General features: G+C 62.3%; 11 protein-coding genes. 3 read left to right on the top strand and 8 right to left on the bottom strand.

All coding sequences use genetic code 11. The annotated features are described in order from the left end of the window. Positions 1 to 14: 14 nt before the first annotated feature. Positions 15 to 335: a Grx4 family monothiol glutaredoxin gene (gene grxD, locus AB5I84_RS10035; RefSeq protein WP_369455719.1), complete on the top strand. Its 321-nt coding sequence runs from the start codon at positions 15 to 17 to the stop codon at positions 333 to 335. Positions 336 to 399: 64 nt separating this feature from the next. Here grxD and AB5I84_RS10030 read toward each other — a convergent pair whose 3' ends face one another. From AB5I84_RS10030 to AB5I84_RS10015, 4 genes are all read right to left on the bottom strand, one after another. Beyond that, positions 400 to 528 carry a hypothetical protein gene (locus tag AB5I84_RS10030; protein WP_369455718.1) on the bottom strand — a complete coding sequence of 43 codons (129 nt, stop codon included), beginning with the start codon at positions 526 to 528 and terminating at the stop codon, positions 400 to 402. A 47-nt stretch (positions 529 to 575) separates the two neighbouring features. Next, the gene (gene pth, locus AB5I84_RS10025) at positions 576 to 1,169 is read right to left on the bottom strand and encodes an aminoacyl-tRNA hydrolase (protein WP_369455717.1); all 594 of its coding nucleotides are present in this window, start codon (positions 1,167 to 1,169) and stop codon (positions 576 to 578) included. A gap of 14 nt (positions 1,170 to 1,183) precedes the next feature. Beyond that, positions 1,184 to 1,816 (bottom strand): 50S ribosomal protein L25/general stress protein Ctc, encoded by a 633-nt coding sequence (locus AB5I84_RS10020; RefSeq protein ID WP_369455716.1) that lies wholly within the window; start codon positions 1,814 to 1,816, stop codon positions 1,184 to 1,186. Positions 1,817 to 1,972: 156 nt separating this feature from the next. Further along, the gene (locus AB5I84_RS10015) at positions 1,973 to 3,385 is read right to left on the bottom strand and encodes a 3-oxoacyl-ACP reductase (protein ID WP_369455715.1); all 1,413 of its coding nucleotides are present in this window, start codon (positions 3,383 to 3,385) and stop codon (positions 1,973 to 1,975) included. 259 nt (positions 3,386 to 3,644) lie between these two features. On the opposite strand from AB5I84_RS10015, the gene AB5I84_RS10010 reads away from it, so the two are divergent. Continuing rightward, positions 3,645 to 4,931, top strand: coding sequence for an acetyl-CoA C-acetyltransferase (locus AB5I84_RS10010; RefSeq protein ID WP_439650208.1), 1,287 nt, complete (start codon positions 3,645 to 3,647; stop codon positions 4,929 to 4,931). 105 nt (positions 4,932 to 5,036) lie between these two features. Here AB5I84_RS10010 and AB5I84_RS10005 read toward each other — a convergent pair whose 3' ends face one another. Both AB5I84_RS10005 and AB5I84_RS10000 read right to left on the bottom strand, forming a co-directional pair. Then, entirely contained in the window at positions 5,037 to 7,946 is a 2,910-nt protein-coding gene (locus tag AB5I84_RS10005) for a DUF6351 family protein (protein ID WP_369455713.1), read from the bottom strand. A 384-nt stretch (positions 7,947 to 8,330) separates the two neighbouring features. After that, positions 8,331 to 8,933: a TetR/AcrR family transcriptional regulator gene (locus tag AB5I84_RS10000; RefSeq protein ID WP_369455712.1), complete on the bottom strand. Its 603-nt coding sequence runs from the start codon at positions 8,931 to 8,933 to the stop codon at positions 8,331 to 8,333. 110 nt (positions 8,934 to 9,043) lie between these two features. Here AB5I84_RS10000 and AB5I84_RS09995 point away from each other — a divergent pair, with 110 nt between their 5' ends. Next, positions 9,044 to 11,086 carry an FAD-dependent oxidoreductase gene (locus AB5I84_RS09995; protein WP_369455711.1) on the top strand — a complete coding sequence of 681 codons (2,043 nt, stop codon included), beginning with the start codon at positions 9,044 to 9,046 and terminating at the stop codon, positions 11,084 to 11,086. A 69-nt stretch (positions 11,087 to 11,155) separates the two neighbouring features. Here the strand turns inward: AB5I84_RS09995 and AB5I84_RS09990 are convergent, their stop codons facing one another. Both AB5I84_RS09990 and AB5I84_RS09985 read right to left on the bottom strand, forming a co-directional pair. Beyond that, positions 11,156 to 11,287, bottom strand: coding sequence for a putative transporter small subunit (locus tag AB5I84_RS09990; RefSeq protein ID WP_369455710.1), 132 nt, complete (start codon positions 11,285 to 11,287; stop codon positions 11,156 to 11,158). Positions 11,288 to 11,302: 15 nt separating this feature from the next. After that, complete coding sequence (locus AB5I84_RS09985) at positions 11,303 to 12,985, bottom strand: sodium:solute symporter family protein (protein ID WP_369455709.1); 1,683 nt, start codon at positions 12,983 to 12,985, stop codon at positions 11,303 to 11,305. Positions 12,986 to 13,432: the final 447 nt, after the last annotated feature.

The following is a 13,432-nucleotide window of genomic DNA, read 5'->3' as shown; positions in this document are numbered from 1 at the left end:
AAAGGTAGAGAGCGATGCAAGACATCCTGGATGTGATCCGCGAGCAGATCGAAGGCAATCCGGTGATCCTGTACATGAAGGGCACGCCGCAATTTCCGCAGTGTGGCTTTTCCGCCCGCGCGATCGAGGTGATGACCGCCATTAACAAACCGTTTGCCTACGTGAACATTCTCGAGGCACCGGAGATTCGCCAAAAGCTGCCGGAATACGGCAACTGGCCGACCTTCCCGCAGCTGTGGGTGAAGGGCGAGCTGGTGGGTGGTTCCGACATCCTGCTGGACATGTACCGCAGCGGCGAGCTGGCCACCCTGATCGACGGCGCAGTGGCCGAATAAGCCTACTGATGCGAGAAAAACGCCCCCTTGGGGCGTTTTTTTATGGGCGCGATCAGGGCCGGTTTCAGCTTGGAGCAGGAGCGATGCCGTCGAGTCCGCCACCACCACCGGTTTCAGATCCGAGCGCGTAACCCGTGCCGGGGCGGCGATAGCGCGCTGCCAAGTAACGGCCAGCCGGTTCAGTAAGGGGCATGAATTAACTGCTGGGCGTGCATCGGAAAGTGCGCAAGCACCTGCATTTCAGCCGCCGGCTTTAAATCCATTGAGCCGGTTCATGGCGCCGGACAGATCGCCGGTCAGGTAGCGCTCGGCCAGGTCCACAGCTTCATCAATGGCGCGGTCGATGGCAATGCGATCGTCCAGCGGCGGGCGGCCGAGCACGTGCGGCGTGACCAGGTCACTGCTGCCGGGATGGCCAATGCCGATGCGCAGGCGGTGGAAACCATTCTGGTTGCCATGGCGGGAGATGATGTCGCGCAGTCCGTTGTGGCCGCCGTGGCCGCCGCCGGTCTTGAGACGGATCTGACCAGGCGGCAGGTCCAATTCGTCATGGGCGACGAGGATCTGCTGCGGGGTGATGCGGAAGAAGTTCGCCAGTGCGGCGGTGGCCTGCCCACTGCGATTCATAAAGGTGGTCGGTACCAGCAGGCGTACGGTGTCCCCTGCCAATTGGAATTGCCCGGTGAGGCCGAAGTATTTGCGGTCCTCGGAAAGCGAAACGCCCCGGCGTCGGGCCAGGGCGTCGATAAACCAGACGCCGGCATTGTGGCGGGTGTCGGTGTATTGGGCCCCGGGATTGCCGAGGCCCACTACCAGCTTGATCACGTCCGCCACAGTGCCGCGCCAGCTCAGGCTTCGCCGGCTTCTTCTTCGCCGTCTTCGTCAGCGCTGGCGCCGCCACGGGCAGCGTTCACGGACACGATCGGCTGATCGTGGTCCGGACCTTGCGCCAGAGCCGGGATTTCCACGCCTTCCGGCAGCACCAGGTTGGACAGGTGCACGATCTGGCCGACTTCAACGTCCGTCAGGTCGACCACCAGAGATTCCGGCAGGTCGCCCGGCAGGGCGCTGATTTCAACTTCGGACAGGTTACGCGCGATCTGGCCGCCTTGCTGCTTCACGCCGACGCACTTGTCTTCGTTCTCGAACAGGATCTGTACCAGCACGGTGACTTTTTCGTTGGCGTTGACGCGCTGGAAGTCAGCGTGGGTCGGGAAGCCTTTGGCCGGGTGGCGCTGCAGGTCGCGCAGCAGCACGGCCTGACGCTTGCCGTCGACGTCGAGGGTGAAGACCTGGCTGAAGAAGCTGTCGCTCTCCAAGGCCTTGACCAGCAGACGCAGCTCAACGGTGACCTGTTCCGGCTGCGCTTCGCCGCCGTAAACGATAGCCGGTACCAAGGACTGCTCACGACGCAGGCGGCGGCTCGCACCTTTCCCTACGTCCTGACGCGGTTTGGCCGCGAGCACAAATGCTTTGCTCATGATGTTCTCCAAAGTGACTGAAACGGGCTCCTGCGACCGGAGGCACCGTTCAGGGTCGATAAAAGGGGCGGCGATTATCCCTTGATCAGCGGCTAAAAGCCAGCGCCGTACCAACAAAAACGCCCCCGGTGGGGGCGTTTTGCTGCTGCGGGTGGATTAGGCGCCGAGCAGGCTCTGGCCGCACACGCGCACCACGTTACCGGTGACGCCTTGGCTGGCGGGGCTGGCGAAGAAGGCGATGGCCTCTGCCACGTCCACCGGTTGGCCGCCCTGGTTCATGGAGTTCATGCGTCGACCGGCTTCACGGATGGTGAACGGAATGGCAGCGGTCATTTGGGTTTCGATGAAGCCCGGTGCCACCGCGTTGATGGTGATAGCGCGCTCGCCGAGGGACTCGGTCATGCCCTGCACCATTCCAATCACTGCCGCCTTGGAGGTGGCATAGTTGGTTTGGCCCATGTTGCCGGCGATGCCGGAAATGGAACTCACGCAGACAATGCGGCCGCCTTGGTTGAGGGTGCCGTCCGCCAGCAGTTGGGCGTTGATGCGTTCCTCGGAGGCGATGTTGATATCGATCACCATGTCCCACAGCTTGTCGGTCATGCCGGCCATGGTCTTGTCGCGGGTGACGCCGGCGTTGTGGACAATCACGTCCAGACCGCCCAGCTCGCGCGCTTTGTCGCTGATCAACTGCGGGGCATCGGCAGCGGTGATGTCCGCTTCCAGCGCCACACCGCCGATCTGTGCGGCCACTTGCTTGAGGTCATCCGCCATCGGCGGGATGTCGAGCACTACCACTTTGGCGCCGTCACGGGCCATCACCTGGGCGATGGCGGCACCGATGCCGCGCGCGGCGCCGGTGACCAGCACGGTCTTGCCGGCCAGCGGTTTCTGCCAGTCGACCCGCACCGCTTCGGCGCCCTGTACCCGTACCAATTGGCCGGACACATAGGCGGATTTCGGTGACAGGAAAAATTGCAGCGGGGCCACCAGCTGCTCGGCGCCGTCTTGGCTCATGTAGACCAGGTTGGCAGTGGCGCCGCCTTTGATCTCTTTGCCGAGGCTTTTCACCAGACCTTCCAGACCGCGCTGGGCGATGCGCTGTTCCAGGTCGCAGCGCTCCGGGGTCAGGCCGATCACGACCACACGACCGGATTTTTCCAGTTTGCGGATCACCGGGTTGAAGAAGTCCCACAGCGCACGCAGCTCGGTGGTGTTGCGGATGCCGGTGGCATCAAACACCAGGCCCTTGAAGCGCTGGCCGTCTTCCCGTGACGGACTGTAGGACACCAGCGACTCACCGGCGGCTTGGGCGGCGTCATTGAGCTCGGCTTCGGCGGCGGCGCCGGCGAGCACATTGAGTTTGGCTTCCGGGGCGCCTTTGAGGGTGGCGAACAGCGCCGGCAGTGCCAGACCGCCCGGCGCCGCGCCGACCACCACGCCGCCCTTGATGAAGGAGGTGGTACCCGGCTGATAGCGCTCCAACAGCACCGGAATCGGCAGGTTCATGGCGCTGAACAGTTTTTTGCCCATGGCGGAGTTGGCAATGGCTTGGTACACGTCGCTCATCTTGAATCACCCTGATATGAATGTGGTGCGGGGAAGGCAGAGAAGGAAAAAGGCAGCGTCCGAGCGCGCACCCGGGGCCGATCCCTGCGGCTGGCGCTATTGAAGCACCGGCGCCGGGTGCCGATATTGACCGGTGTCGGGAGCGTATTCGGCGGCGCAGCCAATGAGGGTGCAAAGCAGATGCATAGACTGCCGACTGAACTTCTTGCCGTCACATCCCGGGACGCAAGACGCAGCTCAATCACTGGAGGATATGACGATGCTGGCAGGTCAGAGCGTTCGGCGCGTGGCAATCATCGGCGGCAACCGGATTCCGTTTGCACGCAGCAACACCGCCTATTTTGGCGTATCAAACCAAGACATGCTCACCGCTGCCATCAGTGGCTTGGTGCAGCGCTTTAACCTCAAGGGCGAGCAGCTCGGTGAAGTGGCGGCCGGCGCGGTCATGAAGCACTCCCGTGATTTCAACTTGGTGCGCGAATGCGTGCTCAGTTCCGGTCTGGCACCGGAAACCCCGGCCTACGACCTGCAGCAAGCCTGCGGCACCGGCCTGGAAGCGGCGATTCTGGTGGCCAACAAGATTGCGCTGGGTCAGATCGAATCCGGCATCGCCGGCGGTGTTGACACCACCTCCGACGCACCGCTGGGCGTGAACGATGAAAAGCGCAAAGTGTTCATGGAAATCAACAAAGCCAAGACCAATGGCGAGAAAGCCAAGCTGGCGCTGAAACTGCTGAACCCGAAGTGGTTCATGCCGGACGTGCCGAAGAACGCTGAGCCGCGCACCGGTCTGGCGATGGGTGACCACGCTGCCCTCACCGCCAAGGAGTGGGGCATCACCCGCGAAGCACAGGATGAGCTGGCCTGGCGCTCCCACAAAAATCTGGGCAAGGCCTACGACGAAGGCTGGCAGGACGACCTGATCAGCCCGTTCCACGGCCTCAACCGCGACAACAACCTGCGCGCCGACTCCACACTGGAAAAACTGGCCACCCTGAAGCCGGTATTCGGCGGCGAAGGCGGCACCATGACCGCCGCCAACTCCACCCCGCTGACCGACGGTGCGTCTGCGGTGTTGCTGGCGTCCGAGGAATGGGCCGCGGAGCGCAATCTGCCGGTGCTGGCTTACCTGACGTTGGGTGAAGTGGCCGCCGTGGACTTCGTCGGCAAGAAGGAAGGCCTGCTGATGGCGCCGGCCTACGCAGTGCCGAGCATGCTCGACAAGCTCGGCATCACGCTGCAGGACTTCGACTTTTACGAAATCCACGAAGCCTTTGCCTCGCAGGTGCTGGCCACCTTGAAAGCCTGGGAAGACCCGGCGTTCTGCAAGGAGAAGCTGGGCCGTGATGCGCCGCTGGGCAGCATTGACCGCGAGAAGCTGAACGTGAAAGGCAGCTCGCTGGCGGCCGGTCACCCGTTCGCCGCCACTGGTGGTCGCATCCTCGCCAACGCGGCCAAGCTGCTGAACGAAAAAGGCAGTGGCCGGGCGCTGATCTCGATCTGTGCTGCCGGCGGGCAAGGCGTCGTGGCAGTGTTGGAAAAGTGATGTCAGCAGCGGCCCCGTGCTGCTGTTGAGATCGGGGGCCGGTGATTGGCTCCAATGAAAAAGCCCCGCAGTGATGCGGGGCTTTTTTTGTGGGTGGTTATCGGTTCAGTGGGCGGTCGGCAACGCCAGACCAAAGTTGGGCGAGGCCCAGCCTTGGCGTGACGCCGGCGCGCTTTCGTCCGCCAGGGGTTCGCCGCCGTAGACCACCTGCTCGGCATCGCCGTATTGCAACCACGGCACCGTCGGCTCGGCACCCACCGGCGGCAGACTGTAGTCGCAGACACCGTCAGGGAAGATGGCTTCCACCTTGCGGGCAAAGTCGCGCGGATCTGGGGTCAGCGTCATCGCCAGCGTGTTGAGCACCTCAGTCGGCAGCGAGGTGGGATCCTTAATGCCTTTCTCGAACAGCCCGACCAGGTTATCCACCACCGACAACGGGTTGGTGATGGCGGACGGCAGCAGACCCTTGATCAGACCCGGGATCGACTGCGGTTTGGTAGCGCCTTCCACCATGGTGTTGGCCAATTGCTTGGCCAGCCCGGCGGGATCGGTCAGCGACAGGAACGGCGCGGTGGCGTAGTCCGCTGGATCCACCGGTTTCAGCTGGCATTTGTTGGCCAGCGTGGTGAGGTCGTCACCGGCCATGATGCGCGGCGTGCCGAAGCGGGTGGTGACCAGCGTGCTTTGCAGATCGGTGATCGGTTTCAGCAGCTGATCGATCGGTCGCGTCAGCTCGCCAAGCACGTTGCTGAGCGCGCCGCCGTCCGGCAGGTCGAGCAGGTGTGACACATTGGTGAGCTGTTCGAGGCTGAGGCCGCACACTTGGTTGGTGACCGCATCCACCAGCTTGCCGAGCTGCGCCGGGGCCGCTGGGATCTTAGACAGGTCCAGCAGTGGCGGCGGGTTGGGTGTGAAGGTGGCGCTTAGCAGCGGCGGCAGGTGCTCGGCGTCGAACAGCGAGGACACCGACAGGCAGCGATCGCGTGCCTGCACCGGTTTGTAGGCGCGCAGTTTCTCACCCAGCGTCAGCGCGTCATCGCTGGCTTCGACGTTGTTCAGCCACTCGTTCATTACTAGCAGTGCCTGGGTGGTGTAGAGCGTGTCGCCGGCCAGCGGCACTGGGCCGAACCAGATCACATGGTTCTGGGTGTCGTCCTGGTTTTGCTCCAAGCGCGCGCGGAACTGCCAGGAGTGGAAGGCATCATGGGCGAAGCCGGGATCCAGCCCGCGCAGGTCGATGATGGCGGTGCTGTTCATGTTCTGGAAGGTGTTGATGGCACCGCTGCGGTAAGCAAAGCGCAGCGCGTCGTGGTCGGCCACGCTGCGCTGGTCCTGGCGTTGGAAGTCGATATCGAGGCCGCCCATCTTGCGGTTCACATCGAGAAACTGCTGACCGGTGATCAGCCCCAGTTGCAGGGCCTTGAGGCCGTACTGCACGCCGACGTTGTCGAACGGCGTGGCGGTGAAGCCGCGGCTGATGGCTTCTTCGGCCGGGCTCCACACCTCGCTGCCGCGCACGCCGAATTGGTTATGCATCCAGTCCACCAGCCCGCAGCGCAGTCCGCCGGGGTTGGTTTCGGCGTCATAGAGAATGCTCGGATCTTGGATGCCACGGCAGTTGTCCTGCGTCGGGAAGGCGCCGGGGAAGAAGGCTTCATCGGACACGATCGGGTTGATCGGCAGGTGGCCGTAGAACGAAATCATCGGCACCGGACCGGGGTCCAGCAGCAGGCTTTTCAGCATCAGCAACACGTCTTCCGGCGCGGAAGGAAGTGACCAGCTGAATTGCTTGTTGAGCAGGTGGTAATCAGCAAATTGCACCGCCGTGGTCCACACATCGGGATAGGCGCACTGCACGATCACGCCTTGGTAGATGCCTGGATAGGCGTTGGCCACATGCAGCTGCATGATGGCGCCACCGGAGCAGCCGGTGCCGATGGTGAAGCGCAGCAGGCCGTACTGCTCGATGATGTGTTCCTTGGCCATCATCAGCGACTCGGCGCCGGTGACCAGGTTGGCGTTGTGGCCGAGGTTGGCTTGGGCGTTGGACAGCGTCACGAAGCCGCGCGCCAGCGCCACGATAATGCTGTTGCCGACATCGGAGTTGGGCGGATTGGCCATGCCATATTCAACGCCGACGTTGCTGCCGTGGTGCACCAATAGCTTGTGGTTCCACTGCGGCTGCGGCGCCAGCGCGGTCCACGGTTGCTCGGGATCGAACAGCGCCATGATCTGGTAACGGTCGCGGTTGATGACGCCTTTTTCCACCCGCACGATGAACGGCATGGTGACGCCGGTTTCGCTGGTCACTTTGGCAATGCTGCTGCGTTTGGGCGGCTGCTCAGGGTCGTAGTCGAGCAGCTCCTGGCCGGTCAGCATCATCGCCAGCATGTCTACCGGAGCGCTGAAGTAATCCTGCGGGCTGCTGTACTCGCCGGCCTTGCTGATGAATGAATCCATTACGCTCGCCGGCAGATACTTGAAGCTGTATTCCGGCGCTTGGTTGCAGTACTGATCCTGGCTGCGATCGCTGTTGGGGCAATGCCACGGTTGCACCTGCGGGCCGGAAAATACCGGCCCACCGCGCGGGTGGTTGATCAGCGTGCGCTCCAGATAACTGTTGTCGCGCAGGCGCACGTGCAGGGTGTTTTCGCCCAGTGTCAGGCCGCTGACGAGACCGACCAGCGCACCGTCCTCCTGCGCTGCCAGCATGGCGCCGGCGTCCTTGCCGTTGATGCGCAGGGTCGCGCCTTGCAAGGCGTCGGCGTCGGCCGTCTGCACGCGGATCAGGGCGTCGCCGCCACTAATCAGATCGGCACGGTTGGACAGTACTTCGATGCTACCGTCGGCTTTGACCAGCGGCGGCTCCGGCGGCTCGGGTTCTTCAATGGGGTGTTCGGTATCCGGATTGCCGTCGTCCGGCGGTGACGGTTTGCGTGACGAGGAACTGTCGCCACAGGCCGTTACTAGCGTAAGCATTAACAGCGCGATGAGCGCACAAAGTGTTTTTTTCATGGGGCTGACCTCAGCGGAGCCTGGGCTCCAATTCTTGTTTTGGTATGCAGGTCGGGTGCGGTGCAACAAATCAAACAGCGGTAATCAACACGTCCTGATTAAAAATGAGCGGCGCATTCCGGGGGCCGCAATGCCTCAGTAATGCAGCGGTTCGGATATTGGGGCGTTCGTGCATGAATGGCGCTCGTGCCATCTTTATATGAAGCAGGGCGGGATTTTCTGTAGCGGTTCTGTGTTGTTTTGAAATTTGAATGGAAAACAGTGGCGCTTGCGGACAGCGGATGAACTAAAACGGAAAATAATCAGAATGCAGCGCGAAAAAATGATTTTAACACAGCCATTAAGACTGCCGGCGGCGCCCAGAATGCCGCCGCCGGAAATGGTTTAGGCGGGGTGCTGTAGCAGGCTGAGCATGCTCTGCACGGTCTGCTCTGCCACTTCTTCCATGTCGCCCACATTGACGTAAATGCCATCCAGCATCAGCCGGCACAGGCCGTGTAAGGTGGCCCATGTGGTCTGTGCTACCCGCAGGGCGGTGCGGTCATTACCGTCTGCGCGCAGTTTCTGCACCTGCTCTAAATAGCTGCGAAACGCTTGGTAAGCGGTGTGTTTCAGCGTCGCGGTCGGTTCGCCACTGGTCCAGATAGTGCGGCCGAACATCAGTTCATAGCGTTCCGGGTATTCAAGTGCGAAGTGCAGATAAGCGTGTACAAAATCGTTGAGCCGCTGGGTCAGCGTCTGCTCGCGGTGGGTGTGAGCGGCCATCAGATCCTGCAATTGGTGGAAACCTTGCTCGGCCAGCGCGCACAGCAACGCGTGCTTGTCCCGGAAGTGATGGTAGGGCGCGGTGCGTGAGACGCCAGTGCGCTCGGCCAGTTTGCGCAGGCTCAGCCCATCGACGCCTTGTTCGCGCACGATGGCGCTGGCTTCGGTGAGCAGCGCGCTGCGCAGGTCGCCGTGGTGGTAGGGGGTTGCTGAGGCGCTCATGGGCTGGTCACTCCTGTCTTGACGGCGTCAAGATAGCCTCCTATCTTGACGCCGTCCAGATAGCGGCGCTGACCCGCCGCCCACCATCGATGCTGCCAAGGAGCTTGCCCATGGGCGCCGCCGAGAAACCTGCTTATCCGCATCTGCTGTCACCGTTGCAACTGGGGTCGGTCACACTGCGCAACCGTACTGTGATGGGGTCCATGCACACTGGCCTCGAAGACCGGTTGTGGCACCGTAAAAAACTGGCCGCCTACTTTGCCGAGCGCGCACGCGGCGGCATTGGCCTGATCATCACCGGTGGCTTTAACCCGAACCGCAAGGGCTGGTTCTATCCGTTCGCCGGCAGCATGCTCAACATCGCCGATGCGCTGTCGCACCGGCCGGTGACCCGCGCAGTGCACGAAGCCGGCGGCAAGATCTGCCTGCAACTGCTGCACGCCGGTCGCTACAGCTACCATCCGCTGTCGCGCTCGGCGTCGGCGATCAAAGCGCCAATCAACCCGTTCAAGCCGCGTGCCATGAGCACCGCCGAAGTGCGTCAAACGGTGAAAGACTTTGCCAAGGCAGCGCGGCTGGCCAAGCGTGCTGGCTATGACGGCGTCGAGATCATGGGCAGTGAAGGTTACCTGATCAACCAATTCACCGCGCCGCGCACCAACCAGCGCACCGACTGCTATGGCGGCAGTGCCGAGAACCGTCAGCGGTTCCCGGTGGAAATCGTCGAAGCGGTGCGCAAGGCCTGCGGCAAAGACTTCTTGATCGTGTTCCGGCTGTCGGTGATCGACTTGGTGCCGAGCGGCAGCACCCACGAGGAAGTGCTGTCACTGGCCAAGGCGATTGAAAACGCCGGCGCGGACCTGCTCAACAGCGGCATTGGCTGGCATGAGGCGCGGGTGCCGACCATCGTTACCTCGGTGCCGCGTGCCGCATTCGCAGAAGCTACGCGCAAGGTGAAGGAGGTGGTCAGCATTCCGGTGATCGCCTCCAACCGCATCAACACGCCGGAAGTGGCCGAGGAGCTGCTGGCGCGCGGCGACGCCGATATGGTGTCGATGGCGCGGCCGCTACTGGCCGACCCACACTTCGTCAACAAAGCCGCTGCTGGCCGCGCCGACGAGATCAACACTTGTATCGCCTGCAACCAGGCCTGCTTGGACCACACCTTCCAGCTCAAGCGGGCGTCCTGCTTGGTGAACCCGCAGGCGTGTTTCGAAACCGAGTTGGTGTATCTGCGCACCCGTGCGCCGAAACGGGTGGCGGTGGTTGGTGCCGGCCCGGCGGGGCTGTCGGCGGCCACGGTGGCGGCCGAGCGCGGCCACGACGTGACGCTGTTCGAGGCGCGTGACCGCATTGGCGGCCAGTTCAATTTGGCGGCCCGCATTCCCGGCAAAGAAGAGTTCTGGGAGACGGTGCGCTACTTCACCCGCCGCATCGAAACCACCGGCGTGAAGCTGAAGCTGAACCATCGCGTCACCGCCGCTGAGTTGGAAAAAGACTTCGATCACGTGGTGGTGGCCAGCGGCGTGGTGCCGCGCAATCCGGCCATCGAGGGCATTGACCACCCGATGGTGTGTTCCTACATGCAGGTGCTCAATGGTGAGGTGACGGTGGGCCCGCGGGTGGCGATCATTGGTGCCGGCGGCATCGGTTTTGATATCGGTGAGTTCCTCGCCCATGACCATGGCGCTGAGCAGCCCCAGTCGGTGGCTGACTGGTGCCAAGAGTGGGGCGTCGATTTCAACAGCGACGCACCGGGTGGACTGGAGCGTGCGCAGCCGCAGCCGTCGGCACGCAAGATCTATCTGCTGCAACGCAAGACCACCGCGCTTGGCAAAGACTTGGGCAAGACCTCCGGTTGGGTGCACCGCGCGGTGCTGAAGATGAAGGCGGTGGAAATGATCGCCGGTGCCCAGTACGAGCGCATTGCCGATGAGGGGCTCTACATCCGCGTCGGTGAGGAGCAACACCTGCTGGAAGTCGACAACGTGGTGATCTGTGCCGGCCAGGAGTCCGTGCGCGAGCTGTACCGAGAAACAGCCAAGGGCGCTAGCGGGCCGAAGTTCCACCTCATTGGTGGCGCTGAGCTGGCGGCTGAGCTGGATGCTAAGCGCGCGATCCGCCAAGGGGCGGAGCTGGCAGCCAGCCTCTGAAGCAATCGGGGCCATGAAAAAAGCCCTGCTGCGGTGACGCAGCAGGGCCTTTTTGTGGGCGTGGTGCGGTTACACCAAGTCGCGCTGTTCGCGTCGGGCCTCGGCCACGTCACGCCACACCGCGCGGCAGATGTAGATCAACACGCCTAGGGTCAGGGCGGGCCAAGCCAGGATGTAGGCGCCGTAGATGAATTCCGTCATCAGTTTGCTCCTTGTTTAGGACCGGGCTGGCGCCGTAGTGGCGTCAGTGTCCGGTGCGTTTTCGTCATCGTCGTCGTAGCTCTGCACCTGCTCGCGAATGGTGCGGAAGTCGAACCGCTCACGGCTGGTCAGCGACAGGCCGACGCAGGCAAGGGTGCTGACGCCGAACGCGGTCAGTGATGCCAGCAGGGTGGTGTAGTCGCGCAGGAAATGCAGGTTCAGATGCAAGGCCACCGCCAACACCAGTGCGGCAACCACCAGCGCTGGGCGCAGGCCGGTAAAGGCAAACGCCATCAGTCCAATCACCACCGCTGCGCCCAGCGAGGCCACTGATTCGAACACCAACGCCACGGCGCCATCCATCGGCAGCAGTTCGAACCGCACCAGGCAGAACAGCACCAGCGCGATCAGCACCGACCAGGTGAAGGCGCGGTTGGTGACCCGGCCCCAGTACATGCTGGCGATTACCGGGAACACGATGGCGCCCCACAGCGCTCCGACAAACACCAGCATGGTGAGGATGTCGAGCGCGAAGCTAGCCAGCACGATGCCGACCATGGTGGCAACGATCATCGTCACCCGGCCAATCAGCAGCATGCGGCGTGGGTCGGCGTTGTCCTTGGCAATGTTTTTGCCGTACACGTCCGCCATCATGATCGCCGACAGAGCACACAGGTCGGAGTCCGCAGTGGACGACAACGAGCCGATCACTAGCACGAAGAACAGCCCGATCATCACCGGCGACAGATAGGTGGAAATCATCTGCGGAATCAGGTTGTTGGTGTCGCCGTCGAGCGGCTCCAGACCTGCCGCTGCTGCCATCAGGCCGATCATGCCAAGCCCGATCACGATCGCGGCGTAGCCCAGTGTGGCGGTGAGAAACGTCGGTTTGATGTGCGCTTCATCCACCGCGAACAGGCGCTGGGAAATGGTCTGATTGCCGATCGCGTAGGCCAGCACCGCAAAGAAATAGGGCGCCCCTTGTTCCAAAATCGCGGTGCGTGAAAACAGGTCGCGCTGCTCGTCAGTCAGCGTGCCGAGCCCGGCCACAAACGCCTCTGGGCCGCCCATGGCGAACAGCACAGCGGGGATGATGATCACCGCGATCGCCATCAGCGCCACCAGCTGGGCAAAGTCGGTAAACACTGCGGCGCGGAAGCCTGAATAGAGCGTGTAGCTGAGCACACCGATGCCAGCGATCACCACGCCGGTCTGGAACGACAGCGGCGACAGCACCGCCACCAACGCGCCGGCAGCGGTGAAGTTCACCATCAGGCTGACGGTGCTGCCGAGCAGATTGGAGAACGCCAGGATCAACTGGCTGGAGCTGCCATGGCGTGCATGCACCAACTCACCGAGCGTGTGCGCTTGCGGTGCCAATTTGCGAAAACGCTGCCCAAACGGGTAGATGAACAGGATCATCAGCGCGCCCCAGAGGCCGTAATGCAACGGCCCGGAAACACCATATTTATAGCCGGAGGTGGCTGCCGCATAGAACGACGCCGCCCAGATCCAGGTGGCTGTCATGCTGGCCGAGGCCATGCCGATACCGAGCCGTTGGTTGGACACCATGTAGGCATCGGTATTTTCTTCTTTCTTGCGGATTAGCAAGGTCATCAGATAGGTGCCGCCGTAGAACGCCAACATGAGCGCCAGCACCATGGGGGTGGAAAATTGATAGAGACTGGAATCGTTCATCGCACACTTTTCGTCTAGCCACACACTGCCCGGCCAGGCATCTCACGGCGCGCAACGAACACTTAGAAAAAAACACAGCACGGCGGTGAAAATGTTCACCGTCCACATCAGGGCATGATCATTGCGCGGCGCGGCCAAGGTGCTGCAATGCAGCAACGGCACGGACGCTCAAGAGGTCGTCAGGGAGCGACGTCAGGTGGGATTCTGGTTCGGGAAAGGCGCGAAGGTCAGGGGTTGGAACGCGCGCGACACCAGGGTCGTCACAGAACAGGGATAGGACACAAACATGATCAAATTCTCCGGCAGTCGACCGTAATTGGACACTCTGAATATGGTGGATTCCGACGTTTCCAACGTCGTGATTCCCAACTCAAATGCCAACACACAACGCGGAGTGCGCAGTGCTAACAGATTGATTTTTTGTATGGAAAAACGCCGTAAGGATAA

It is taken from the genome of Alcanivorax sp. REN37 (genome assembly GCF_041102775.1).
Lineage (GTDB): Bacteria > Pseudomonadota > Gammaproteobacteria > Pseudomonadales > Alcanivoracaceae > Isoalcanivorax > Isoalcanivorax beigongshangi.
This window is presented reverse-complemented; position numbering and strand designations above follow the sequence as displayed.